This window comes from Acidiphilium multivorum AIU301 (genome assembly GCF_000202835.1).
In the GTDB taxonomy this organism is placed as follows: domain Bacteria; phylum Pseudomonadota; class Alphaproteobacteria; order Acetobacterales; family Acetobacteraceae; genus Acidiphilium; species Acidiphilium multivorum.
In genome coordinates this window covers 3,135,613-3,158,616 of record NC_015186.1, presented here as the reverse complement: position 1 = coordinate 3,158,616, position 23,004 = coordinate 3,135,613, and the positions used below count along the sequence as shown (strand labels likewise).

Genomic DNA, 23,004 nt, shown 5'->3' with positions numbered 1-23,004 from the left:
CTCTACGTGCCGAGCCGCGCCTCCAGCGCCTCGATCCGGCCGCGCTGGGCCGCGAGTTCGCGATGCTGATGGAGCAGGAGTTCGAGCAGGGCGGCGATCAGATCGGTATTCACCGGCCCGGAATGCGGCCGGCGGCCAAGTTGCGGCGGCACGCCGCCCCGGCGCGGCGCGAAGCCACAGAGCGGGATCAGGGCCTCGTTCCGCGCGTCGTATTCGCCGGCGATCGCGGCGGCGGCCTCATCCGTCAGGTCGATCAGGCACGGATCGACCGGATGGAAATCCCTCTGGTAGACGCCCGCTCTGGCAAGCAGTTCGATCAGGTCGCCGGCAAGGTGCGGCTCGTCGTGCTGGTCGCCGATCAGTTTGGTCAGCACATGCGCCGTATACCCGGGCGTCGGGTGCGCGCGGTCGCCCACCAGCATCCCCTCGATGCCGGCAACGGACGCGAAATCCGCCACGGCGTCGATGCCCGGTTCATAGGGCCGGACGATCACCTCGGCGGGTGAGGCCGCCTGCCGCCAGCGGGTGACAAGGGCGGGATAATCCAGAAGGGCGGCCGATTCGGCGCGATAGCGCTCGAAGTCGATCACCCGGCCCGGCGTCAGCTTGTCCTTCACGCACCATTGCAGATAGGCCGAGACCAGCCAGTCGAGCTGGTGGCGAAGATAGAGCACGATGCGGGCGCAGCCACCGGCAGTGGCGAAGTCCGCCGCAAAGGCGCCAACGGCGTCCCAGGCCGAAACCAGCGCCTCATTGCTCCAGATGATTTCGTTGCTGAGCGTCAACATCTCGTTGCTGGCATCGAAAATCCGCCCGAGTCGTGCCGCGAAACCCGGCGGATCAACGCCGAGCAAGTGGGCGAACTCGTCCGCGCCGGCGAATCCGCTGCCGCCCATCGTCCCGGAGAGCAGCCAGTGGTCGCAGCAGAACACACCGCGGCCGCGCAGCGCCGGGGCCGCGGCACGCAGTGCGTTCTGGATCGCTGTCGTCCCCGTCTTGCCCATGCCGACATGCAGGGTCAGCGTCCTCATCAGGCGTCCCGGCGACGCGGGTGATGATCGCGCCAAAGCTTGCGTGCATACCAGGCGGCAAAGATCAGGATGGCCAGCCCGGTGAGCAGGGTGAAGCCGTGCATGAACGACTGCAGGCGCGGTGAGTTGTCCCAGGCGCGCCCAAGCCTGAGTCCGGCATAGGCGAGGCCCAGGCACCAGGGCAGCGAGCCGACGAAAGTGTAGAGCTGGAACGTCCAGAAATTCATCCGTGCGATGCCGGCCGGCAGGGCGATATAGGTGCGCACGATGGGCAGCATGCGGCTGACCAGCACCGTGACCGCGCCGAATCGCGCGAAAAACCGCTCGACCAGCACGAGTTCACCCTGATCGAGCAGGATGTACCGCCCCCAGCGCTCGACCAGCGGCCGCCCGCCCACATAGCCGACCGCCCAGGCGACCGTGGACCCGAGATTGCAGCCGATCGCCCCGGCGAGGGCGACCATCCAGAGATCGAACCGCCCGGTCGAGACCAGGTAGCCGGAAAACGGCAGGATGATCTCGGAAGGCAGTGGAATGCAGGCCGATTCCAGGGCCATCAACCCCGCGACCCCGGCATAGCCGAGGGCAGAGATGACGCTGGTGATGAAATGTGCGAGCGCGGCGATCAATCGGCGAGGCCGGCGAACAGGGCGGTGGAGAGATAGCGCTCGCCATAGGAGGGGATGATCGCGACGATCAGCTTGCCCTCGGTCTCGGGACGCCTCGCCACCTCGATCGCCGCATGCAGTGCGGCGCCGGAGGAAATGCCGACCATCAGCCCCTCCTCGCGTGCGGCGCGACGGGCCATCTCAAGCGCCTGGTCGTTGGTCACGCGCACAACCTCGTCATAGACGCTGGTATCAAGAATATCGGGCACGAAGCCGGCGCCGATCCCCTGGATCATGTGCGGCCCCTTCTCCCCGCCGGAGAGGATCGCCGAAGCGTCCGGCTCGACCGCGACACAGCGGAACGAGGGCTTGCGCTGCTTCAGCACCTGACCCGCCCCTGTGATGGTGCCGCCGGTGCCGATGCCGGCAACCAGAATGTCCGCCGTGCCATCGGTATCGCGCCAGATTTCCTCGGCGGTAGTGCGACGATGGATTTCCGGATTGGCCGGATTCTCGAACTGCTGCGGGATGAAGAAATTGGGGCCGGACGCCGCGATGGCCTTCGCCTTCGCGATTGCCCCGCCCATGCCCTCGGCACCCGGAGTCAGCACCACCTCGGCGCCGTAGCCGCGCAGCACCGCGCGGCGCTCCTTGCTCATCGTCTCCGGCATGGTGAGGATGCAGCGATAGCCCTTCGCCGCGCAGACCATGGCGAGCGCGATGCCGGTATTGCCCGAGGTCGGCTCGACAATCACGCTGTCCGCGTTCAGCAACCCGTCGCGCTCCGCCGCCTCGATCATGGCAACGCCGATGCGGTCCTTCACCGAATTGGCCGGATTGAAAAATTCGAGCTTGGCGAGGACTGTGCCGGGCAGACCGGCGGCGAGGCGGTTGATCCGCACCAGCGGGGTGTTGCCAACCAGTTCGGTGGCGTCCTTGGCGATCTTCATGTGCTGCCTCCCTCGAAACGAACGATCCCCGGTCCGCAAGCGCGGCCGGGGATCGTTGTAATGAAGAAGCGCGCGGCGCGAAAGCCGCGCGGCTCTTCGCGCGCGATCAGTTGCGGGTCTTGTCGACCAGCGCGCCCTTCTTGATCCAGGGCATCATGGCGCGCAGCTTCTCGCCGACCTCCTCGATCGGGTGCGCGGCGTTGGCGCGGCGCATCGCCTTGAAGTTGGTCTGGTTCACCTTGTTCTCGAGCATCCAGTCGCGGGTGAAGCGGCCCTTCTGGATATCGTCGAGAACGCGCTTCATCTCGGCCTTGGTCTCCGGCGTGATCATCCGCGGACCGGTGACGTATTCGCCATATTCGGCGGTGTTCGAGATCGAGTAGTTCATGTTGGCGATGCCGCCCTCATAGATGAGGTCGACGATCAGCTTCACCTCGTGAAGGCACTCGAAATAGGCCATTTCCGGGGCATAGCCGGCTTCGACCAGCGTTTCGAACCCGGCCTTGATGAGCTCGACAAGACCGCCGCAGAGCACGGTCTGCTCGCCGAACAGGTCGGTCTCGCACTCTTCCTTGAAGGTGGTCTCGATGATGCCGGCGCGGCCGCCGCCAATCGCCGAGGCGTAGGACAGCGCGATGTCGAGTGCGTTGCCGGAGGGGTTCTGCGCGACCGCGACAAGGCAGGGCACGCCGCCGCCGCGCTGGTATTCGCTGCGCACCGTGTGGCCGGGGCCTTTCGGCGCGATCATGAACACGTCGATATCCGCGCGCGGCTCGATCAGGTTGAAATGGATGTTGAGGCCGTGCGCGAAGGCGATCGCGGCGCCCGGCTTCAGGTTCGCGGCGAGGCTGTCGCGGTAGAGGTCGCCCTGGCCTTCGTCCGGCGTCAGGATCATCACCACATCGGCCCAGGCGGCGGCCTCTTCCGGCGTCATCACCCGAAGGCCGGCGGCCTCGGCCTTGGCCACCGCGGCCGAGCCCTTGCGGAGTGCTACGACAAGCTCCTTCACCCCGGATTCCTTGAGGTTCAGGGCATGGGCATGGCCCTGGCTGCCGTAACCGACCACGGCGACCTTCTTCGCCTTGATCAGATTCACATCGGCATCACTGTCGTAATAAACGCGCATTGCAAGCCTCCCTCGGGCGCTGGGTAACCGATCCGGCGGATCGAATGGGGGAAAACACGCCGCTTGGCAACCACCCCGGCGCAACATGGCTGCCGTGAAACCGGGTGCTGCCGCAATTTTCGGCGTCCTGCGTGAGCCCCGCCCGCACGAAATCGGACCGGGTCGGCGCCGCGTCAGCCGAAAAGATGCGCGATATCGTGCCAGGTGACGAAGATGATCAGGCAGACCAGGAGTGCGGCGCCGAATTGCAGCGCGATTTCCTGAACCCGGCGCGGCAGCGCGCGGCCCGCGGCGGCCTCCGCCGCATAGAACAGCAGATGGCCGCCATCGAGCACCGGGATCGGCACGAGGTTGATCAACCCGAGATTGACCGAGAGCAGCGCCATGAAACTGACGAGATCGGCGAGGCCATGCGCCACCGCCTGGCCCGAGATCTGCGCGATCCGGACCGGGCCGCCGAGCTGATTCAGCCCCTTGTGCTGGTCAATCAGCTGCCAGAGTCCGTGCAGCGTCGCCGCCGTCGCCTGCCAGGTCACGGCAACGCCGCGCACGATCGCCTGCGGCGGTGACAACCGGCGCATTTCCACATCGGCCCCCTCGATGCCGAGCCGGCCGATTGTATTGCCATCGATCTTCGCGGTGCCGAGGGTGAGGTTCAGGCTGTGGGTTTCGCCGCTTCGCGTATAGCTCAGCGCGATCCGGCCATCGGGATGAGCCGCGACCACCGCGCTCAGCTGGTCAAAGGTGCGGATCGGCTGGCCATTCATGCTCATGATCCGGTCGCCCTTAGCGAGCCCTGCCGCCGCCGCCGGCGACCCGGCCATTACCTTGCTGACCACGGGCAATACGGTCGGCACGCCGGCCGTGGCGAAGACGCCGCTGAACAGCACGATCGCCAGCAGGAAATTCGCCGCCGGGCCCGCCGCCACTACCGCGGCACGGGCCGAAAGCCGCTTCGAGCCGAAACTGCCGGGGTCGGTCGCACCGGCCTGTTCTGCGCCGAATTCGGCCCAGCCTTTCATCCGCACATAGCCGCCAAGCGGGATGGCGGAGATTTTCCAGACCGTGCCGTGCCGGTCCGTGCGGGAAAAGAGCGCCGGACCGAAACCCAGCGAGAACGCCTCGACCGTCACGCCGCGCCAGCGCGCGACGAGATAATGCCCGAGCTCATGAACGGTCACCAGCACGCCGAGCACGACGATGAAGCCGAGAGCGGAACGGAGGAAATCGATCATGGAACCTTCGTGTCGTCAGCCGTTGGAATGGCCTTGGAGATATGGGATTGCGGCCACCGGGCGACAGGGGTCACGCCGCGCGCGGGTCGGACTTCGCGCGCAATTCCGCCTCCGCCATGGCGCGCGCTTCGGCATCGAGGGCAAGCACGGCCGCGAGATCGCCGATCGGGGGCGCGCCGAGGCGCTGCATGACCCGTTCGACCACCGCCGTGATGTCGAGAAAGCCGATCCGCCGGCGCAGGAACGCCTCAACCGCGATCTCATTCGCGGCGTTGAGCACCGTCGAGGCGCCATGGCCGGCTTCCAGTGCCTCGCGCGCAAGACGGAGCGCCGGGAAGCGCACCGGATCGGGGGCAAGGAAGTCGAGCCGCGCCGCGGCGGCGAGGTCGAGCCGGGGCGAGGAGGTCGCGAGGCGCGCCGGCCAGGCCAGGGTGTGGGCGATCGGGATGCGCATGTCCGGCGCGCCCATCTGGGCCAGCACCGATCCGTCGCGATAGCAGACCATGCCATGCACGATCGACTGCGGATGCACCAGCACCTCGATCTCATGCGGCGCGAGGCCGAAGATGCGCGCGGCCTCGATCACCTCCAGCCCCTTGTTGAAGAGGGTGGCGGAATCGATCGAGATCTTCGCACCCATCGACCAGACGGGATGCTTCAGCGCGGTCTCCGGCGTCGCGTCCTTCATCTCGTCGAGGCTTGCTTCCCGGAACGGGCCGCCCGAAGCGGTGAGGATGATCTTTTCCAGAGCGGCGCGGTTGCCGTCGGCGAGCGACTGGAAGATGGCGTTGTGTTCGGAATCGACCGGCAGCAGCGTCGCTCCGCCGGCGGCGATCGCGGCAAGGAACACGTCGCCGGCGGAAACCAGCGCCTCCTTGTTGGCGAGCGCGATGGCCCCACCGTTGCGGGTCGCGGCGAGGGTGGGTTCGAGGCCGGCGGTGCCGGTGATCGCGGCCATCGTCCAGTCGGCCGGCTCGGCGGCGGCGGCGATCACGGCGGCGCGGCCGGCCTCGGCGCGGATGCCGCTGCCGGCCAGCGCGTCGCGCAGGGCGGGGAAGGCGCTCTCGTCAGCAATGACGGCGATCTCGGCGTGCAGCGAGCGGGCCTGCTCGGCGAGCAGGGCGGCGTTTCGCCCGGCGATCAGCGCACGGACCCGATAGTTTTCGGGATCCGCCTGCAGCAGGTCGATGGTCTGGGTGCCGACGCTGCCGGTCGAGCCGAGGATCGTGACTGTCTTCACCGCCATAGCGGTACCCCTCCCTGGGCAAGCAATGCAAGGACGGCGGCGACCGGGGCTGCGGCGAGCACGCCATCGAGCCGGTCGAACAGGCCGCCATGGCCGGGAATCGTGCGGCCGGAATCCTTGACGCCGAGCCGCCGCTTGAGCGCGCTTTCCGCAAGATCGCCCGCCTGCGAGACGATGCTGATGATGGCACCCGGCAGGATTGCGGCAGGGGACCTTGCCACGAGCAATCCGGCCGCAACACTGATCACGAGGCCGCCAACCGCGCCGCTCACCGTCTTGCCGGGCGAGATCGCCGGGGCGAGCTTCGGGCCGCCCGCCAGCCGGCCCACCGCATAGGCCCCGATATCGGTCATCCAGACGACGACAAGCAGGAACAGCACGTCGATGAGCCCGCCCGGCCGGTCGCGCAGCCAGGCCAGCGCCGCGCCGGGAACCGCAGCGTAAACGACACCGGCGAGCAGGAAGCGCGGCCGCGCGGCGGATACGATGTGACGGCTCAAACCAGCCCATTCCCACATCAGTCCGGCGAAAAGCAACACGAGCAGCACCGCCCAGACGAGACCGCCCCATGCCAGTGCACCGAGGGCAACCGGCACGAGAACGGCGGCGGACGCCGCGCGAAGGCCGAGATCGTGAAAGCGCCGGGACCTTTCGCCGGGCGTCGGGGGGGACTCCGGCACGCTCATGGCCCTTCGCCGTCCGGCGGTGCATCAGCCGGGCCAGGCCGGGCGCCGAAGCGGCGTTCCCGACGGGCATATTCGGCAATCGCGCGGCCAAGATTGGCGGCGCCGAAATCGGGCCACAGCGCATCGTCGAACACCAGTTCGGCATAAGCGGCCTGCCAGAGCAGGAAGTTGGACAGGCGCTGTTCGCCGCTGGTGCGGATCACAAGGTCGGGGTCGGGCATGCCGGCGGTGGAGAGATGGGCGGCGAAGATGGTCTCATCGACCGTCGTGGGGTCGAGCGTTCCCGCCATGGCGGCCTCGGCGATGCGCCGCGCCGCCGTCGCGATCTCGGCGCGCGCGCCGTAGGATAGGGCGATCACCAGGTTGAGCTTGCGGTTCGCCGCAGTACGGGCTTCGGCGTCGGCGAGTTCCGCCTTCAGCGAGGAACCGAAGCGGTCACGCTCGCCGATGATGTGAAGCCGCACCCCGGCCTCGGCCAGTTCACGCAGTTCGGAGCGCAGGTAGTGGCGCAGCAGGAAGGTGAGATCGGTCACCTCCTCGACCGGCCGTCGCCAGTTTTCCGAGGAAAAGGCGAACAGCGTAAGCCATTCGACGCCGTGGCCGATCGCCGCCTCGATGGTCCGGCGCACGGCTTGCACCCCCTCGCGGTGTCCGGCCGCGCGGGGCAGGCCGTGCCGCGCGGCCCAGCGCCCGTTGCCGTCCATGATGATGGCAATGTGGCGCGGTACCGGCGGCGGTGGAACCGGAGGCGGGGCGGACATCGGGCCGCTCAGACCTGCCGGATGTCCTTCTCCTTCTCGACGAGCAGTTCGTCGATCTTCTTGATCGTCGCGTCGGTCAGTTTCTGAACGCGGTCGGCCCAGTCGCGCCCCTGATCCTCACCGATCTGGTGCTTCTTCTCGAACCCCTTGATCGTCTCCATGCCATCGCGGCGCACACCGCGCACGGCGACGCGCGCACCCTCGGCATATTTGCCGGCTGCGCGGGCGAGTTCGTTGCGGCGCTCCTCGGTCAGCAACGGCAGCGGCACGCGGATGAGCTGCCCGTCCGGCTGTGGGTTGAGGCCGAGCCCGCAGTCGCGGATGGCGGCGACCGTCGCATTGACCATGCCGCGATCCCAGACCTGAACGGTGAGCATGCGGCTTTCCGGCACCGCCACGGTGGCCACCTGGTTGAGCGGCATCAGCGTGCCATAGGCCTCGACCTTCACCGGATCGAGCAGGGCGGGGTTGGCGCGGCCGGTACGCAGGCCGGAAAATTCGCGCTTCAGCGTTTCCATCGCGCCGTCCATCCGGCGTTGCAGGTCGGCGAGAAGGGTGTCGAGATCGGCGTCCATGGCGGGCTCCTAGCGCTGTTCCACGATGCGGGTGAACTTCCCCTCGCCCCGCATGACGCTGGCGAAGGCGCCCGGCGCGTGGATGTTGAAGACGATGATCGGCAGGTCGTTCTCGCGGGCGATGCTGATCGCCGCCGCATCCATCACCGAAAGGTCGCGGGCGAGAACCTCGTGATAGGTGAGTTCGGCGTAACGTTCGGCGTCGGCCACCTTGCGCGGGTCGGCGGAATAGACGCCGTCGACCTGGGTGCCCTTGAGCAGCACATCGCACTTCATCTCGACGGCGCGCAGCGCCGCAGCGGTGTCGGTCGTGAAGAACGGGTTGCCGGTGCCGGCGGCAAAGATCACCACGCGGCCCTTTTCCATATGCCGTTCCGCGCGACGGCGGATATAGGGCTCGCAGACCGCGGACATCGGGATGGCCGACTGCACGCGGGTCGCCACCCCGCGCTTCTCGAGGGCCGACTGCATGGCGAGCGCGTTCATCACGGTGGCGAGCATGCCCATATAGTCGGCCTGGGCGCGGTCCATCCCGCCGGCGGCACCGGAAATGCCGCGGAAGATATTGCCGCCACCGATCACAAGACACACCTCGACGCGCATGGCGACGACATCGGCAATGTCCTGGGCAATGGCGGCCACGGTGTCCGTATCGAGCCCGTAGTCCCGCCTGCCCATCAGGGCCTCGCCGGAAACCTTGAGCAGGACGCGCCGGTAGCGCGTATGGTCAGTCTGGTCTTGCGCTGTCATGGGGGCGTTTCATCCGATTCCGCCGCAAGACGCAAGGCGGGGGGAAGCGGGCGGCACATTGTGCGCGGCGCCGTCGGCATGGCGGGCGAAAAGTTCGAACAGGCGGCGGGCCACCGGGCCCGGCGTGCCCTCGCCGACCGCCACGCCGTCGAGCCGGACCATCGGCTTCACGTAAGACGTCGCACTGGTCAGGAAGATCTCGCGCGCCGCGCGCAGTTCCGCCTCGGACAGGCCGCGCTCCTCGAAGCGGATGCCGGCCTCCTCCATCAGCGAAATCACCGCAGCCCGGGTGCAGCCGGGCAGGATGTGATGATCGAGGTGGCGGGTACGCAGCACCCCGTCTTCATCCACCGCCCACACGGTGGTGGATGACCCTTCCGTGACATTGCCGTCGCGGTCGATCAGGATCGCCTCATAGGCGCCGGCCTCGCGCGCCTTCTGCTTGGCAAGACAGTTGGGCAGCAGATTGACGGTCTTGATGTCGACCCGCCCCCAGCGGATGTCCGGCGCGGTGATGGCGGTACCGGTCCATGTGTCGATTTCGCGCGGGAAGGCCTTGCCATGACGCGCCGTGACCACCAGTGCGGGGGCGACATCGCGCGGGAAGGCGTGGTCGCGCCGGGCGACGCCGCGGCTGACCTGCATATAGACGATGCCCTCGCGGATTCGGTTGCGACGCACGACCTCGCGCAGCACGACGAGCAGCGCGCCATCCTCCATCGGCTTCGGGATGGCGAGTTCACGCAGCGAGCGGGCGAGCCGGGCGAGGTGCAGCCCGGTATCGACGAAGCGCCCGTCATGGACGTGGATGACTTCGTAGACGCCGTCGCCGAACTGGTATCCCCGGTCCTCGACATTCACCGAGGCCTCGCGCTGGGGTACGTAGCGTCCGTTGACATAGGCGATGCGGCTCATGGTTCGGGTGCCTTCATGATGATGGGAGTGGGCCGGCTTTCGCCGATGCCGAGCAGGGCGATGCCGAACAGCGCGGCAAGCACGCCGATCACGATCACCAGCAGGCGCAGCCGGTAGGAAACAAGGCCGCTCGCCAGCTTCGTGTCGGCGGCGACCAGGCCGGCTGCGCGGGCAAGCCCGGCCCGGTCGGGCGTGAGCGTGGCGAGCGTTTTCTGCGCGGTCACGCCGAGCAGCGGGCGAGCCTCAGCGAGCGCGGATTTCATCGCCGCCGGGTCGCCCGTGGCGGCGGCGCTGGCGATTGCCCGCTCCGCCAGGACGCCGCGCATGGCGGGGATCGGCGCCGCAAAGGTCGCGAACACACCGATCAGCGTGATCATCAGGAACGCGGTCAGCATCAAGCCGATCCGCTGGGCCGAAATCCGCATCCGCTCCGCCATCGATGTCACTCCTCGCCGATTTCCGATCCATGCGGCCCGCCAACCGCCGCGTCAATCGGGGCCGATCTGCGCCCCGACGGTTGACAGATGGCGCCATGCTTCCCATAAGCCGCCCCAACATCCTGAACAGCCCGAGAACCGTGTCATGAAAGTCCGTAATTCGCTTCGCTCCGCCAAGGCCCGCGACAAGAACTGCCGCGTCGTGCGCCGTCATGGCCGCGTCTACGTGATCAACAAGAAGAACCCGCGGATGAAGGCCCGCCAGGGCTGACCTGCCCCGCCGGTTCGCCGGCGCACCGCAGCGTGACGCAACGCCCGGACCGCGAGGTTCCGGGTGATTTCGTTCCGGGCAATCCTTGACCGCGTCCGGCGGGCTTCCTCTTTCCGTTTCCGCCGCACAGTATTATCTCACAGGCGGGTGAAGGGGAGAAAGCCGTCGTGATAGCCTTGCCGCAACCGAAAGCCGATGTCCTTGACCGGCGCGATGCCGTGCATGAGGGATTGCGCGCCCTGCTGCCCGCGCGCGCGGTGATCACCGACCCGTCACGTCTCAAACCGTACGAGACCGATGGGCTCTCCGCCTATCGCCAGATGCCGCTCGCCGTCGTCCTGCCCGAAAGCACCGAGCAGGTCGCCACCGTGTTGCGCTTTTGCCATCAGAACGGGGTCCGCGTCGTCCCCCGCGGGGCTGGCACCTCGCTTGCCGGCGGCGCGCTGCCGCTGGCCGACGCCGTGGTGATCGGCATGATGCGGATGAACCGCATTCTCGACGTAAATTACGCCGACCGTTACGCCGTGGTGCAGGCCGGCGTCACCAATCTCGGCATCACCAAGGCCGTCGAGGCGGATGGATTCTTCTACGCCCCCGACCCCTCCAGCCAGCTCGCCTGCATGATCGGCGGCAATATCGGCATGAATTCGGGCGGCGCGCACTGCCTCAAATACGGCGTGACCGCCAACAACGTGCTCGGCATCAAGCTGGTCACCATCGAGGGTGAAATCCTCGAACTCGGCGGCGCGCATCTGGATACCGCCGGCTATGACTGGATGGGGATCGTCATCGGCAGCGAGGGCCAGCTCGGCATCGCCACCGAAATCACCGTGCGCCTGCTGCGCGCGCCGGAAGGCACAAGGGCGATGCTCGCGGCCTTCAAGTCGAACGAGATCGCCGGGCGCTGCGTCGATGCGATTATCGGCTCGGGCATCATTCCCGTGGCGCTGGAATTCATGGACCGTCCGGCGATCCACGCCTGCGAGGCCTTCGCCAAGGCCGGCTATCCGCTCGATGCCGAGGCCATGCTGATCATCGAGGTCGAGGGCTCCGTCGAGGAGCAGGACGCGCTGCTCGGCCGGATCCGGGAAATCTGCGGCCGGTTCGACCCGATCAGCCTCAAGGTTTCGCAATCGGCCGAGGAATCGGCGGCGATCTGGAAAGGGCGCAAGGGTGCGTTCGGCGCGATCGGGCGGATCAGCCCGGACTATCTCTGCATGGATGGCACCATCCCCACCAGCACACTGCCCGAGGTGCTGCGCCGCATCGGCGAGATGAGCGAGCAATATGGGCTTGGCGTCGCCAACATCTTCCACGCCGGCGACGGCAACCTGCACCCGCTCATCATGTTCGACGCCAACAATCCCGAAAGCATGCACAAGGCGGAAGCGTTCGGCGCCGATATCCTCAAGCTCTGCGTCGAGGTCGGCGGCTGCCTGACCGGCGAGCATGGCGTCGGCGTCGAGAAGCGGGACCTGATGAGCGTACAGTTCACCGAAACCGAGCTCGACCAGCAGCGCCGGGTCAAGACCGCCTTCGACGCTGGCTGGCTGCTGAACACGGCGAAGGTGTTTCCGCTCAAGCCGGGCACGGACACGGCACCGGCGCCGATGCCGCACGCGGCATGATCGCCCCCTCCGACGAAGCCGGGTTGGTCGCGGCGATCGAGGCGGCGGCGGCGTCACGTACCCCGCTGACCATCGAAGGGCTCGGCTCGAAGGCCGGGTTCGCCCGCCCGGTGCAGACGGCCGAAACCCTGTCCACCCGCAACCTCACCGGCATTCCGCTGCATGCGCCGCAGGAGCTCATCGTCTCCGCGCGCGCCGGCACCACCCTGGCCGCGCTCGAGGCGAAGCTGGCGGAAGCCGGCCAGCACCTGATCGCCGAGCCGCCGCATTACGCCTTTCTCGGCGCCGAGGCGCAGACGGTCGGCGGCATCATCGCGACCAATCTGTCCGGCCCGCGGCGGATCGCCTGGGGCGCGATGCGCGACCATGTGATGGGCATCCGCGCCGTCACCGGCCGGGCGGAGGTGATCCGCTCCGGCGGGCGCGTGCTGAAAAACGTCACCGGACTCGACCTCTGCAAGCTGTTCACCGGTTCCTACGGCACGCTCGGCGTGATGAGCGAGATCACGCTGAAGGTGCTCCCCGCACCGGAAGCAACAGGCACCGTGGTGCTGGCCGGGCTGGATGCGGCAACCGCCGTCAAGGCGCTGTCGGCGGCGCTCGGCTCGCCCTTCTCGGTGACGGGAGCCGCGCATTTGCCCGAAGGCGCCGCGGCGGCGCTGGGCCATGCGCGCCCGATCACCATTGCGCGGATCGAGGATTTCACTGACTCCGTTCACTACCGGATCGGCCGCCTCGCCGAAATCTGGGGTGCGTTCGGCATGGTCGAGCAGCTCGACACCTCGGCCAGCCTGGCGCTCTGGCGCGCGGTGCGCGATGCCGCGCCGCTAGCCGTGCGCGAGGGTGATGCGGTCTGGCGCATTTCCGTGCGTCCATCCGCCGGCCCATCCATTCTCGAAGCGGCACAGGCCGCGGGACTCGATGGTTATCTCGACTGGGGCGGCGGTCTGGTGTTCCTGAGCGGGCCGGGAGATGAGGCGGCGCATGCCGCCATCGCCAACGCTGCGCGACGTGCTGGCGGTGAATGGTGGCTGTTGCGCGCCCCGGACGCGCTACGCCATAGCCCTGACGCCTTGCCGCGCGAGCCAGACGCGCTGGCCGCGATCCGCCGCCGTGTTACCGCCGCATTCGACCCGGCCGGAATTCTCAACCCCGGGCGGCTTCACGCCGCCTGAGCAGGAGCAGCGGGCGCCTTGCGCTCGAGGACGAAGACACATGCAAACCAATTTCACGCCCGACCAGCTGGCCGATCCCGACATCGCGGTGGCCGACCGGATCCTGCGCTCCTGCGTGCATTGCGGCTTCTGCACCGCGACCTGCCCGACCTTCGTGACCGTCGGCGACGAGGATGACAGTCCACGTGGCCGCATCTACATGATCAAGGACATGCTGGAGACCGGCGCGCCGGCCAGCGAACCCGTCGCCTTCCATCTCGACCGCTGCCTGTCATGCCTCTCGTGCATGACGACCTGCCCCTCCGGCGTCGATTACATGCACCTGATCGATCACGCCCGCACGCGGGTCGAGGAAACCTATGACCGCCCGGCGCATGACCGTGCGCTGCGCAGCCTGCTCGCGGCAATCCTGCCCTATCCCACCCGCTTCCGCGCGGCTTTGCGCGCGGCGGCGCTCGGCCGGCTCGGCCGCAGCCTCGTGCGGGGTGAGGGCACGTTGGTGCGCCGGATGCGCGCCATGCTCGATCTTGCCCCCGCAAAGCTGCCGCCGCCAAGCTCGACGGAGCGGCCCGGCGTCTTCCCCGCACACGGAGAGCGGCGCGCGCGCGTCGCCCTGCTCGCCGGCTGCGCGCAGCAGGTGCTCGACCCCGGCATTCACGACGCGACGATCCGCCTGCTCAACCGGATGGGTGTCGAGGTCGTCGTCGCCGCCGGCGCCGGATGCTGCGGCGCCCTCACTCACCATCTCGGCCGGCACGAAGCGGCGCTCGGCTTCGCCCGCGCCAATGTCGCCGCCTGGACGCGGGAGATCGGCGCCGGCGGGCTGGATGCCGTGGTGACCGATACGTCTGGCTGCGGCACGGTGCTGAAGGATTATGGCTTCCTGCTCCGCAACACGCCGGAAGCGGCGGATGCCGCGCGTATTTCCGAACTCTCGGTCGACATCACCGAACTTCTGGTCCGGCTCGACTACCAGCCGAGCCGCACACTCGCGGCGCCGCTGACGGTGGCCTATCACGCGGCCTGCTCGCTGCAGCACGGTCAGCGGGTAACCGATGCACCGAAAACCTTGCTGCGCCGCGCCGGCTTCGCCGTCGCCGAGCCGCGCGACCCGCATCTGTGCTGCGGTTCGGCCGGCACCTACAACATCCTCCAGCCCGAAATGTCCGAACAGTTGCGCGCGCGCAAGCTCGGGACGTTGCACGCCCTCAAGCCGGACCTCATCGCTGCCGGCAATATCGGTTGCCTCACCCAGCTTGCCGGCGACGGTCTGCCGACGATCCATACCGTGGAACTGCTGGACTGGATGGCCGGCGGCCCCCGCCCGGCCCGGCTGCCAACCGGCGGCTGATTCCGCCTGATTCATTATCTGTTAGGCTGTGGTGTGAAATAACCGCGGCATGAAAGCGGCGGGCCGGTTACAGGATCGAAGGGCAACCTTGTCTGCCGCAACCTGTACCGCGCTTGCGCTGGTCGCCGCCGCCATTACGATCCTTGCTTCGGCACGGACGATCCCTGCCGTTCTGCACGGCACGTTGTTCGATCCTGACAGTTACATGCGCCTGGTCAGAATTCGCCAGGGTTTCGCCGCGGGACATCTCGTGAACATCGTTCTGGGCGACGATTCGGGTCACCCTCTGGTCGTGGAATGGTCGCGACTTTTCGATGCAGTCATCGTCGCGCTTGCGGCCCCTCTCGCCCCGTTCATTGGCTGGACCCGCGCGCTCTTCGCGGCCGGCGTGGCCACCGGCCCGCTCTCGGCCGGGCTGCTCGCCGTCGGCCTTGCTTTCGCGGCCTCCCCACTGACCGGAGGCCGATGGATCTGGGCGCCGGCAATCATCGCGCCGCTGCTGCCTGGCATCCGCAGCTTCAACGTCGTCGGCATCGTGCATTACCACATTGCGCAGGTCGCGCTGACCGCCATCGCCATTGGCTGCACGCTGCGCGCCGGCGCGGGAGACAGGCGGATGGCCTGGGCCGCCGGTCTGTGGGGCGGGCTGGCGATCTGGATGATGCCGGAGACAATGCCATTCGTGGTGCTCGGCTTCGGCGCGCTCGGCTATCTGTGGCTGTTCCGCCGCCTTGGCTTCATCCTGGTCCGGATTGGCGCAGGATTCGCGGCAACACTATGGTTCGCGCTCTGGATCGACCCGCCGCACGGCGGCATGCTGACGCCGGAGATCGACAGGCTGTCGATCGTCTACGCCATGCTTGGGCTTGCGATCGCGACCAGTTGCGCCGGGCTCGCCTGGCTGGACCGGTATGCGCCGGAAACGCGCCGTGCCTCGCTCGGCCTCATCGGCGCCACCTGTGTTTTCGCGGTCTGGCTGGCGGCGTATCCGGAAGTGGCGCTGGGGCCCTACGGCCTGATCCCCGCAAAGGCGATGCACATCTTCTTCGGCAGCATCAACGAGGACCAGCCGACCGACACACTGGCGCTCGCCGCCAGCCGGCTCGGTCCTGCACTGCTCGGGCTGGGATACATTCTCCATCGCTTTTGGCGGTGCCGACACCTACCGGCCTTCGCGGGCATCTGGCTGATTGCCGCCGTCGGGCTGACGCTCGCGGCGGGTCTTACGGCGCGGATGATGATCTTCCAGCAATATCCGGCCGCCTTCGCGGCCGGACTGGCTCCCGTCGCGCTGCACGATATTTCCGCCCGCTTTGCCTCAACGCCGCGGCGAGCGGCGACATTGCGTCTGGGGCTGGTCTGGCTTCCGGTCGTTCTCGCCTATGTTCCGGCGCTGGCGCTGGCCGCGGGCCGAAACGCGACGCCGGGCAACCAGGAACGCTGTTCTCTTCGCGCAGCTTCCGCCTTGCTGGCCCCCGCAACCGGCCGGATCGTGCTGACAGATCCCAGCCTGGTACCGGAGTTGCTTTACCGGACACGGGTCATCGGCGTGGGTTCACTTTATCATCACGGGCTCCGCGCCTTCATGCGCGACTGGAAGGCGTGGCGCACTCCGGCGGGCGTGGCCGAGCCAGCTGCGGTACGGGCGACAGGCGCGGCGTTCGTCTTGTTCTGCCGGGCTGACGGAGCACATTCGGCTCTCGGTCACGGAGCCGCCGACGACGCCCTTTGGCCCCTGCTTACGTCGGGCCAGACGCCTTCCTGGCTGCAACCGCTTGGGCATGCCGGTGGCTATCGACTATACCGGATCCGGATTTCGGCGCGCTGACAAAAGAAAAGACCGGCACGCCTTTGCGCGTGCCGGCCCATCCCGTTCCAATGAAAGAAACCTTCAGTCGACTTCCTGCGGCGGCGCCGACTCTTCCTGGTCGCCATCCGGCTTTGGAAGCGCGGGCTTGGGTGCCTCGGCAATGTCGAAAGCCAGTTCACCGTCACGAACCGTCACCTTCACGCCGCCGCCGGTTGCCAGCCGGCCGAACAGCAGCTCCTCGGCGAGCGGCTTCTTGATCTGCTCCTGGATCACACGGGCCAGTGGCCGCGCGCCGTAAAGCGGATCGTAACCACGCTCGGCGAGGAATTCCTTTGCGGCCGAGGAAAGCTCGATCGTCACGTTACGATCCGCAAGCTGTGCCTCAAGCTGCATGACGAACTTCTCGACCACTCGGGCGACGATCTCCGGTGTGAGCCCCGAGAACGGAATGACCGCGTCGAGCCGGTTGCGGAATTCCGGGGTGAAGAGGCGCTTGATCGCCTCTTCGTCTTCTCCGAGACGCACATCACGACCGAAGCCGATCGCGGTCTTCGCCATATCGGCCGCTCCCGCATTCGTCGTCATGATCAGGATCACATTCCGGAAATCAACCGTCTTGCCATTGTGGTCGGTCAGTTTGCCGTGATCCATGACCTGCAGCAGGATGTTGAACAGGTCTGGATGTGCCTTTTCAATCTCATCGAGCAGCAGCACGCAGTGCGGATGCTGGTCGACCGAATCGGTCAGCAGGCCGCCCTGGTCGAACCCGACATAGCCCGGCGGCGCACCGATCAGGCGGGAGATCGAATGGCGTTCCATGTATTCCGACATATCGAACCGCGTCAGCTCGATCCCCAGGGTGGAGGCCAGCTGACGGGCAACCTCGGTCTTGCCGACGCCTGTGGGGCCGGAGAAGAGGTAGCAGCCGATCGGCTTCTCGGCGTCGCGCAGTCCCGCGCGGGCCAGCTTGATCGCCGCGGACAACGCCTCAATCGCGGAATCCTGGCCAAACACCATCGACTTGAGATCCCGCTCAAGCGTGCGCAGAGTCTCTTTGTCGTCGGCCGAAACCGATTTGGGCGGAATCCGCGCGATCTTGGCAACGATTTCCTCGACATCGCGCAACGTGACGGTCTTGCGCCGCTTGTTCTCGGGCAGCAGCATCCGCGAGGCGCCAACCTCATCGATCACATCGATCGCCTTGTCCGGCAGTTTGCGGTCGTGGATGTATTTCGCCGAAAGCTCGACCGAGGCGCGGATCGCCTCGTCGGTGTAGCGGACCTTGTGATGCTTCTCGTAGGTCGTCTTGAGGCCGCGCAGGATCTTTACCGCATCATCGATCGAGGGCTCGTTCACGTCGATTTTCTGGAACCGGCGCACCAGTGCGCGATCTTTCTCGAAATAGGAGCGGAATTCCTTGTAGGTCGTCGAGCCAATGCAACGCAGCGCGCCGGATGAGAGCGCCGGTTTGAGCAGGTTCGAGGCATCCATGGCGCCGCCGGAGGTCGCACCGGCGCCGATAACGGTATGAATTTCGTCGATGAACAGCACCGCTCCGGGCATGGCCTCAAGCTCGGAAACGACCGCCTTGAGCCGCTCCTCGAAATCGCCACGATACCGTGTCCCGGCGAGCAGTGCCCCCATGTCGAGCGCATAGATCGTCGCCTTGGCCAGCACTTCCGGGACCTCGCCGTCGACGATGCGCTTGGCCAGGCCCTCGGCGATCGCGGTCTTGCCAACGCCGGGATCGCCGACGAAGAGCGGATTGTTCTTCGAACGACGGCAGAGAATCTGGATCGTCCGCTCGATCTCGGTTTCGCGGCCAATGAGCGGGTCGATCTTGCCGGATTGCGCCTTCTTGTTGAGATTGACGCAATAATTCGCCAGTGCGTCCTGTCCGCGCTTCGGCTTCTGCTCGGGTTCGGCCTCCGTGCCCTCGGCGCTGCCCGAAGGGGGGCGCGGCACGGAGCGGCCGGGCGACTTCGCGATGCCATGGCTGATGAAATTGACGGCGTCCAGCCGGGTCATGTCCTGCGCCTGCAGGAAGTAAACGGCATGACTCTCACGCTCCGAGAACAGCGCGACCAACACATTGGCGCCGGTCACCTCGTCCCGACCGGACGACTGCACGTGGATCGCGGCACGCTGCACGACGCGCTGGAACCCGGCGGTCGGCTTCGGGTCGCCGCCACGGTCGGTGGCAAGTCCGGCCAGTTCCTTGTCAAGGAATTCGGTCGTCTCGCGGCGCAGGCGCTCAATGTCGACACCGCAGGCGCGCAGCACCGTCAACGCATCGGCGTCGTCAATCAGGCCCAGCAGAAGATGCTCCAGCGTCGCATATTCATGCCGGCGCTCAGCGGCGAAGCCGAGGGCCCGGTGCAGCGTCTGTTCAAGATTGCGAGACAGCATATCCGATACTCTCCAAGCCGGTCTTCCGTCGGGCAGCCCGTGCCACCCTGGTCAAGCCCGATGCGGCCCAAGCCGCGGTCCTTTCGTCAGGCCGGTTTCCAATGTCCTTCAACAGGCCTGTCGCAATACTGACATGATACGCCGAAAATCTTTCGCAATAGTGACCGGGAACAACACTTCCATGCCATCATCGCGCCCGGCGGCGGCCTGCACCGCCCTATTCCTTCTCGATCGTGCACTGCAGAGGATGCTGGCTCTGGCGGGCAAGGTCCATGACCTGCGTCACCTTGGTTTCAGCAACCTCATAGGTGAACACGCCGCACACCCCGACACCCCGCCGGTGCACATGCAGCATGATCCGCTCGGCCTCCTGGCGGCTCTTGCCGAAGAACCGCTCAAGCACATGAACGACGAATTCCATCGGCGTGTAATCATCGTTCAGCATCAACACCTTGTACAGGGACGGCTTGCGCGTTTTCGTGCGCGTCCTGGTCGCCACTCCGGTGCCCAACCCGTTTCCGGTTCCTCGACGATCTGAGCCTGACATCAGCGTATTCTCGGTCCTCACCACCATATCCTATCCATACGCCCCGGCGGTGGGAAAGAGAAAATTTTCGCCCGACCGTCGATTCGCCGTGAGGGGTCCGGTCAGAAGCGGACCGAAGCGGCGAACGAGCCGTATTCGTGGATCCCGCCGGTCTGCCCATGGAAGCGCTCGGTCTGGAACACCTGCGTGTAGGTCAGGCGCACTCCGCGCCAGATGACCGCCACCCCGGCCTCGACCGAGCCGACCACCCGGTAGGGCTGCACGGACCGGCTCGGCTGGAACAGCGTCCCCTGTAGATATTCGTCATGCGCGACCAGCTTCGCCCCGGCGCCGGCGAAGACATACCAGGCAAAGCGGCGTGCGCTGTAGGCATCGCCGCCGGACGGGCCGGGGCTGATCAGGGGCGCGCCGAAATCGGCGCCGAGCCCCTCGCCGACGCGGAAGACCACGCCCGGTTCGGCATAGATTTCGGTCGTGCCGGCCATTGCCGAAATCTGCGGCAGCGCATCGGCCTCCAACCCAGCGCCCGGGCTCGTCAATGGCAGCCGCCAGATGCGGGAGGCGAACAGATCGAAGGCCGGCTCGCTCGGCAACTGATAGGCCCAGCCATGCGTCCGCCCCTGGCCAATGATCGCATGCGTCGTGTTCTGGACGATCTCGGCCCCGGCATCGCGCCCGAACACGCCGGTGTCGAACCCCATGATCGTTCGCGTCCGGTGCGTGTCCTGGATGAGGCTGAAACTTGCCAGCAGCGAACCGGCATAGGGTTCGTCATTGACCGGCGGGTTGATCAGCGTGGTCGCCGCCGGCGTGAAGATCTTCTGGGTGAGGCTGATGCTGACGCGCTGGCGCCCCTGGCCGAGCACCGCATGCCCCCACGCCGCCAAGCCCTGCGGCACCGCCCCTGGATTCGACGTCCAGCCGAGATGAAATCCATTCACATAAAAGCGATCGGTCAGGCTTTGCGTGCTGATCGACGCGTTCTCGTCCTGCAGCGTCCAGATGCCGCTTGGGAACGTTCCCCCCGCACGGGCCGGCGCGGGAATCAGCGCAAGCATGGAGACGGACGTGGCGAGAGCGGCCAGGATTCGGTTCATCTGGAGCGTCCTGCTTGGATGATCGGGCCGCAAGGGCAGCCCGAAGGATGGAAAAATGTTCGAAGGAGAAATCGTTCCCGGTGGAACGATTGCAAGTCAAGTGTTGAATGCGGGACACAGCTGCCGCCGAAAAGACATCGGGATGCGCATAAGACACATGTGAAGACTTGCGATTTTCACCGCCGGATGAACAACCATTTCACAGTCAAATGATAACCCTCGTGATCAGGTCTCATACCGAACGAATTGGCCGGGCAGCCCTGCGCCGTATCGTGCTGATGCTGGCCCTTCTGGCCGTGGTGCTCGCAACACCCGTATTGGCGCGCGCGGCCTCGCCTGTTGGCGACTGGCTGACCGGCGAGGGGGGCGCCGTGGTCCGCATTGCGCGCTGTCATGATGGGAAGGCTTTGTGTGGACGCATCGTCGGCATCATGCTCGATAGCGGCGCGCGTATGCCAGTTGACTGGCAAGGCCGGCCCCAATGCGGGTTCGAGCTGATCCGTCCATCCGTTCGGCGCAACGGAGAGCTCTGGCGGGGCCGCATCGTCAATCCGCGCAATGGCAACCGTTACCACGCCCAATTCCGCGTCGACCGCGCGGGCCAGCTGGCGCTGCGCGGCTATATCGGCCTGCCGATCTTTGGTGAGACGCGGCACTGGATGCGCTACGACGGACAGGTGCCGGACTCCTGCCGGATCGATCAGACCCAGATCGCCGCCGCCGGGCGGAATGGCGGCCGCGCGCGGGAGTGATTACCCCGCCGCGCGGATTTCGGCCTCGAGCCCGACCAGCGAGCCCAGCCTCGCCAGGCGCCGCTCGATCGGATCGCCGGCGAAGACCCCACTCCGCGCATCGAGAAACAGAACGAGCCGGCTGTCGTCGCGTAGCAGTCTCGTCGCCGCAAGCAGCGCCGGCGTGCCGGCCGACAGGGTGTAGGCGAGGCGCAACGCCGCCCCCAGCGTTTCGGCGCGCCGCGCCGTCGCCATGTCGAGCAGCGCCCGGGCCGGCGCCAGAAACGCGCTTTCCACCGGCGCCTCGTAACGCAGCGCGAGAGTGAGAGCGAGAAAGGCGCGGGCGTGATGGTCGAGCCCGACACCGGTCTGCCGCAGCACCCGCAGGAAGGCCTGCTCGGCGCGATATTCCGGATGTTCGTGATTGCCGATATCGGAGAACCAGCACGCCCCTTCACGCAGCCTGCGGTGCGAGGCGGATTCGTCGGGGAACAGCGTCGCTGTCCAGGCAATCAGCGCGCCGGGCAAAGCAGGGTCGCGCAGCAGCCCCACCGTGAGGTCCCGGCCGGCCGCGATCAGCGGATCCTGGGTGCGCATCGCCTCGGGCAACTGGCGCAGGAACCAGCCCTCGCGCAGGCCGTTGGCGCTGAACACCACACGGCTGGCCCCCGTCGCGCGCAGCAGGCGGCGCAGGATGATGGCGGCAAAGGGCAGATCGTCGATCCGCTTGCGCGCCACCCCCGGCATTCGTTCGATGAGCTTGCGGCTGGCATCGCCAACCACCGCGGACAGGTCGCGCGCCTCGTCCCGGCCGACCGTGTAGTGATGCACCATCGCCAGCGGATAGCCGGTCTGGGCGATATGGATGCGCGCCAGCGCACGGAAGGCCCCGCCCGACACGAACAGATCCCCCCCCTCGCCATCGCCGAGAAAGGGCACGCCCGCCAGCTCGTCGGACACGATCGCGCGGGCCCGGGCGCGATCTTCCTGGGCGCGCTCGGCCAGTCGGATCACGCCGATCGGCACCGTCGCCGCCGGGCCGATCCGCCCTTCGGACAGGCGCACGAGTTCGAGCGAACCGCCGCCGAGGTCGGCGAGAATGCCGTCCGCTCCCGGAATGCCGCACAACACGCCCTCGGCGGACAGCCTCGCCTCTTGCTCGCCACTCAGGATGATGACCTTCAGGCCGGGAATCTCGGCCTCGAGACGGGCGACAAAATCCGGCCCGTTCTCGGCATCGCGCACGGCCGAGGTCGCCAGCGCCTCGAAGGGGGCGGCCCCCATGGCGCGGGCGATGGCCCCGTAGCGACGCATCACCGTCACCGTCTCGTCCATCGCCGCCTCATCGAGGCGGCCGGTGCGGATCAGTCCGCGCGCGAGGCGCAGCACCGCCTTTTCGTTGAAGATCTGCATCGGGTTTCGGGACTCGCCCTGAAAAACCACGAGACGGACCGAATTCGACCCGAGATCGACGACGGCGCGGCGGCGCAAAGCGCCGGGCGCCGGTTCGTGAAGCATGCGCGTCATGTCGTCTGCGTAGCGCAGCCGGAGTACGGACGGTAGGGGGGGGTGTGGCCCGTGACGCAGACCGCCGCTATTCGCAACCCAGCCGCGCCGGAAGGCATTTGCCACCCCTGAGCGCCCCTTCGCGTTTGACTTGGCGGC

General features: G+C 67.1%; 22 protein-coding genes. 6 read left to right on the top strand and 16 right to left on the bottom strand.

What is annotated here, in order from left to right:
- Nucleotides 1–2: 2 nt before the first annotated feature.
- The 12 genes from ACMV_RS14340 to ACMV_RS14285 form a co-directional block, all read right to left on the bottom strand.
- Nucleotides 3–1,031, bottom strand: a complete 1,029-nt coding sequence (locus ACMV_RS14340) for a hypothetical protein (protein ID WP_013640886.1) — start codon at nt 1,029–1,031, stop codon at nt 3–5.
- The gene (locus tag ACMV_RS14335; protein WP_013640885.1) at nt 1,031–1,660 is read right to left on the bottom strand and encodes a DedA family protein; all 630 of its coding nucleotides are present in this window, start codon (nt 1,658–1,660) and stop codon (nt 1,031–1,033) included. The genes ACMV_RS14340 and ACMV_RS14335 overlap by 1 nt, the downstream gene beginning before the upstream one ends.
- Nucleotides 1,657–2,589 (bottom strand): cysteine synthase A, encoded by a 933-nt coding sequence (gene cysK / locus ACMV_RS14330; RefSeq protein WP_013640884.1) that lies wholly within the window; start codon nt 2,587–2,589, stop codon nt 1,657–1,659. The genes ACMV_RS14335 and cysK overlap by 4 nt, the downstream gene beginning before the upstream one ends.
- A 106-nt stretch (nt 2,590–2,695) precedes the next feature.
- Entirely contained in the window at nt 2,696–3,715 is a 1,020-nt protein-coding gene (gene ilvC / locus ACMV_RS14325) for a ketol-acid reductoisomerase (protein WP_007422622.1), read from the bottom strand.
- A gap of 173 nt (nt 3,716–3,888) precedes the next feature.
- A complete protein-coding gene (gene rseP, locus ACMV_RS14320) occupies nt 3,889–4,950 on the bottom strand; it encodes an RIP metalloprotease RseP (protein ID WP_013640883.1) in 1,062 nt (353 codons plus the stop codon).
- A gap of 70 nt (nt 4,951–5,020) precedes the next feature.
- Nucleotides 5,021–6,196 carry a 1-deoxy-D-xylulose-5-phosphate reductoisomerase gene (gene dxr, locus ACMV_RS14315; protein WP_012040140.1) on the bottom strand — a complete coding sequence of 392 codons (1,176 nt, stop codon included), beginning with the start codon at nt 6,194–6,196 and terminating at the stop codon, nt 5,021–5,023.
- On the bottom strand, nt 6,187–6,882 hold the full coding sequence (locus ACMV_RS14310) for a phosphatidate cytidylyltransferase (RefSeq protein WP_013640882.1): 696 nt from the start codon (nt 6,880–6,882) through the stop codon (nt 6,187–6,189). Before ACMV_RS14310 ends, dxr begins: the two co-directional genes overlap by 10 nt.
- Nucleotides 6,879–7,643, bottom strand: coding sequence for a polyprenyl diphosphate synthase (uppS, locus tag ACMV_RS14305; RefSeq protein ID WP_007421639.1), 765 nt, complete (start codon nt 7,641–7,643; stop codon nt 6,879–6,881). The genes ACMV_RS14310 and uppS overlap by 4 nt, the downstream gene beginning before the upstream one ends.
- 8 nt (nt 7,644–7,651) lie before the next feature.
- Entirely contained in the window at nt 7,652–8,218 is a 567-nt protein-coding gene (gene frr / locus ACMV_RS14300) for a ribosome recycling factor (RefSeq protein ID WP_007421638.1), read from the bottom strand.
- Between the two features lie 9 nt (nt 8,219–8,227).
- A complete protein-coding gene (pyrH, locus tag ACMV_RS14295; RefSeq protein ID WP_007421637.1) occupies nt 8,228–8,968 on the bottom strand; it encodes a UMP kinase in 741 nt (246 codons plus the stop codon).
- Between the two features lie 9 nt (nt 8,969–8,977).
- A complete protein-coding gene (locus tag ACMV_RS14290; protein WP_007421636.1) occupies nt 8,978–9,883 on the bottom strand; it encodes a D-amino-acid transaminase in 906 nt (301 codons plus the stop codon).
- Nucleotides 9,880–10,320, bottom strand: coding sequence for a hypothetical protein (locus tag ACMV_RS14285; protein WP_007421635.1), 441 nt, complete (start codon nt 10,318–10,320; stop codon nt 9,880–9,882). Before ACMV_RS14285 ends, ACMV_RS14290 begins: the two co-directional genes overlap by 4 nt.
- A gap of 145 nt (nt 10,321–10,465) precedes the next feature.
- On the opposite strand from ACMV_RS14285, the gene ykgO reads away from it, so the two are divergent.
- The 5 genes from ykgO to ACMV_RS14260 all read left to right on the top strand — a co-directional run bounded on the left by ykgO (nt 10,466) and on the right by ACMV_RS14260 (nt 16,573).
- On the top strand, nt 10,466–10,591 hold the full coding sequence (gene ykgO / locus ACMV_RS14280) for a type B 50S ribosomal protein L36 (RefSeq protein ID WP_007421634.1): 126 nt from the start codon (nt 10,466–10,468) through the stop codon (nt 10,589–10,591).
- A 167-nt stretch (nt 10,592–10,758) separates the two neighbouring features.
- Nucleotides 10,759–12,219 carry an FAD-linked oxidase C-terminal domain-containing protein gene (locus tag ACMV_RS14275; protein ID WP_013640881.1) on the top strand — a complete coding sequence of 487 codons (1,461 nt, stop codon included), beginning with the start codon at nt 10,759–10,761 and terminating at the stop codon, nt 12,217–12,219.
- Entirely contained in the window at nt 12,216–13,394 is a 1,179-nt protein-coding gene (locus ACMV_RS14270; RefSeq protein WP_013640880.1) for an FAD-binding protein, read from the top strand. Before ACMV_RS14275 ends, ACMV_RS14270 begins: the two co-directional genes overlap by 4 nt.
- 40 nt (nt 13,395–13,434) lie before the next feature.
- Nucleotides 13,435–14,745, top strand: a complete 1,311-nt coding sequence (gene glcF / locus ACMV_RS14265; RefSeq protein ID WP_012040135.1) for a glycolate oxidase subunit GlcF — start codon at nt 13,435–13,437, stop codon at nt 14,743–14,745.
- 88 nt (nt 14,746–14,833) lie between these two features.
- Nucleotides 14,834–16,573 (top strand): hypothetical protein, encoded by a 1,740-nt coding sequence (locus tag ACMV_RS14260; RefSeq protein WP_231844431.1) that lies wholly within the window; start codon nt 14,834–14,836, stop codon nt 16,571–16,573.
- A gap of 63 nt (nt 16,574–16,636) precedes the next feature.
- Here the strand turns inward: ACMV_RS14260 and clpA are convergent, their stop codons facing one another.
- From clpA to ACMV_RS14245, 3 genes are all read right to left on the bottom strand, one after another.
- Nucleotides 16,637–18,964 carry an ATP-dependent Clp protease ATP-binding subunit ClpA gene (gene clpA, locus ACMV_RS14255; protein WP_007423195.1) on the bottom strand — a complete coding sequence of 776 codons (2,328 nt, stop codon included), beginning with the start codon at nt 18,962–18,964 and terminating at the stop codon, nt 16,637–16,639.
- A 217-nt stretch (nt 18,965–19,181) separates the two neighbouring features.
- Complete coding sequence (clpS, locus tag ACMV_RS14250; protein WP_012040133.1) at nt 19,182–19,538, bottom strand: ATP-dependent Clp protease adapter ClpS; 357 nt, start codon at nt 19,536–19,538, stop codon at nt 19,182–19,184.
- Nucleotides 19,539–19,612: 74 nt separating this feature from the next.
- Entirely contained in the window at nt 19,613–20,608 is a 996-nt protein-coding gene (locus ACMV_RS14245) for a lipid A deacylase LpxR family protein (protein ID WP_007423193.1), read from the bottom strand.
- A gap of 278 nt (nt 20,609–20,886) precedes the next feature.
- Here ACMV_RS14245 and ACMV_RS14240 point away from each other — a divergent pair, with 278 nt between their 5' ends.
- Nucleotides 20,887–21,360: a DUF2147 domain-containing protein gene (locus tag ACMV_RS14240; protein ID WP_231844528.1), complete on the top strand. Its 474-nt coding sequence runs from the start codon at nt 20,887–20,889 to the stop codon at nt 21,358–21,360.
- On the opposite strand, the gene ACMV_RS14235 is transcribed toward ACMV_RS14240, so the two are convergent.
- Nucleotides 21,361–22,866 carry a Ppx/GppA family phosphatase gene (locus ACMV_RS14235; protein WP_013640877.1) on the bottom strand — a complete coding sequence of 502 codons (1,506 nt, stop codon included), beginning with the start codon at nt 22,864–22,866 and terminating at the stop codon, nt 21,361–21,363. It lies immediately after the preceding gene.
- Nucleotides 22,867–23,004 lie beyond the last annotated feature (138 nt).

Bases quoted from the DNA above. Each gene is read 5' to 3' on its own strand.
- ACMV_RS14340 (WP_013640886.1), bottom strand. From the start codon at position 1,031: ATGAGGACGCTGACCCTGCATGTCGGCATGGGCAAGACGGGGACGACA.
- cysK (WP_013640884.1), bottom strand. From the start codon at position 2,589: ATGAAGATCGCCAAGGACGCCACCGAACTGGTTGGCAACACCCCGCTG.
- ilvC (WP_007422622.1), bottom strand. From the start codon at position 3,715: ATGCGCGTTTATTACGACAGTGATGCCGATGTGAATCTGATCAAGGCG.
- rseP (WP_013640883.1), bottom strand. From the start codon at position 4,950: ATGATCGATTTCCTCCGTTCCGCTCTCGGCTTCATCGTCGTGCTCGGC.
- dxr (WP_012040140.1), bottom strand. From the start codon at position 6,196: ATGGCGGTGAAGACAGTCACGATCCTCGGCTCGACCGGCAGCGTCGGC.
- ACMV_RS14310 (WP_013640882.1), bottom strand. From the start codon at position 6,882: ATGAGCGTGCCGGAGTCCCCCCCGACGCCCGGCGAAAGGTCCCGGCGC.
- uppS (WP_007421639.1), bottom strand. From the start codon at position 7,643: ATGTCCGCCCCGCCTCCGGTTCCACCGCCGCCGGTACCGCGCCACATT.
- frr (WP_007421638.1), bottom strand. From the start codon at position 8,218: ATGGACGCCGATCTCGACACCCTTCTCGCCGACCTGCAACGCCGGATG.
- pyrH (WP_007421637.1), bottom strand. From the start codon at position 8,968: ATGACAGCGCAAGACCAGACTGACCATACGCGCTACCGGCGCGTCCTG.
- ACMV_RS14290 (WP_007421636.1), bottom strand. From the start codon at position 9,883: ATGAGCCGCATCGCCTATGTCAACGGACGCTACGTACCCCAGCGCGAG.
- ACMV_RS14285 (WP_007421635.1), bottom strand. From the start codon at position 10,320: ATGGCGGAGCGGATGCGGATTTCGGCCCAGCGGATCGGCTTGATGCTG.
- ykgO (WP_007421634.1), top strand. From the start codon at position 10,466: ATGAAAGTCCGTAATTCGCTTCGCTCCGCCAAGGCCCGCGACAAGAAC.
- ACMV_RS14270 (WP_013640880.1), top strand. From the start codon at position 12,216: ATGATCGCCCCCTCCGACGAAGCCGGGTTGGTCGCGGCGATCGAGGCG.
- glcF (WP_012040135.1), top strand. From the start codon at position 13,435: ATGCAAACCAATTTCACGCCCGACCAGCTGGCCGATCCCGACATCGCG.
- clpA (WP_007423195.1), bottom strand. From the start codon at position 18,964: ATGCTGTCTCGCAATCTTGAACAGACGCTGCACCGGGCCCTCGGCTTC.
- clpS (WP_012040133.1), bottom strand. From the start codon at position 19,538: ATGGTGGTGAGGACCGAGAATACGCTGATGTCAGGCTCAGATCGTCGA.
- ACMV_RS14245 (WP_007423193.1), bottom strand. From the start codon at position 20,608: ATGAACCGAATCCTGGCCGCTCTCGCCACGTCCGTCTCCATGCTTGCG.
- ACMV_RS14240 (WP_231844528.1), top strand. From the start codon at position 20,887: ATGCTGGCCCTTCTGGCCGTGGTGCTCGCAACACCCGTATTGGCGCGC.
- ACMV_RS14235 (WP_013640877.1), bottom strand. From the start codon at position 22,866: ATGACGCGCATGCTTCACGAACCGGCGCCCGGCGCTTTGCGCCGCCGC.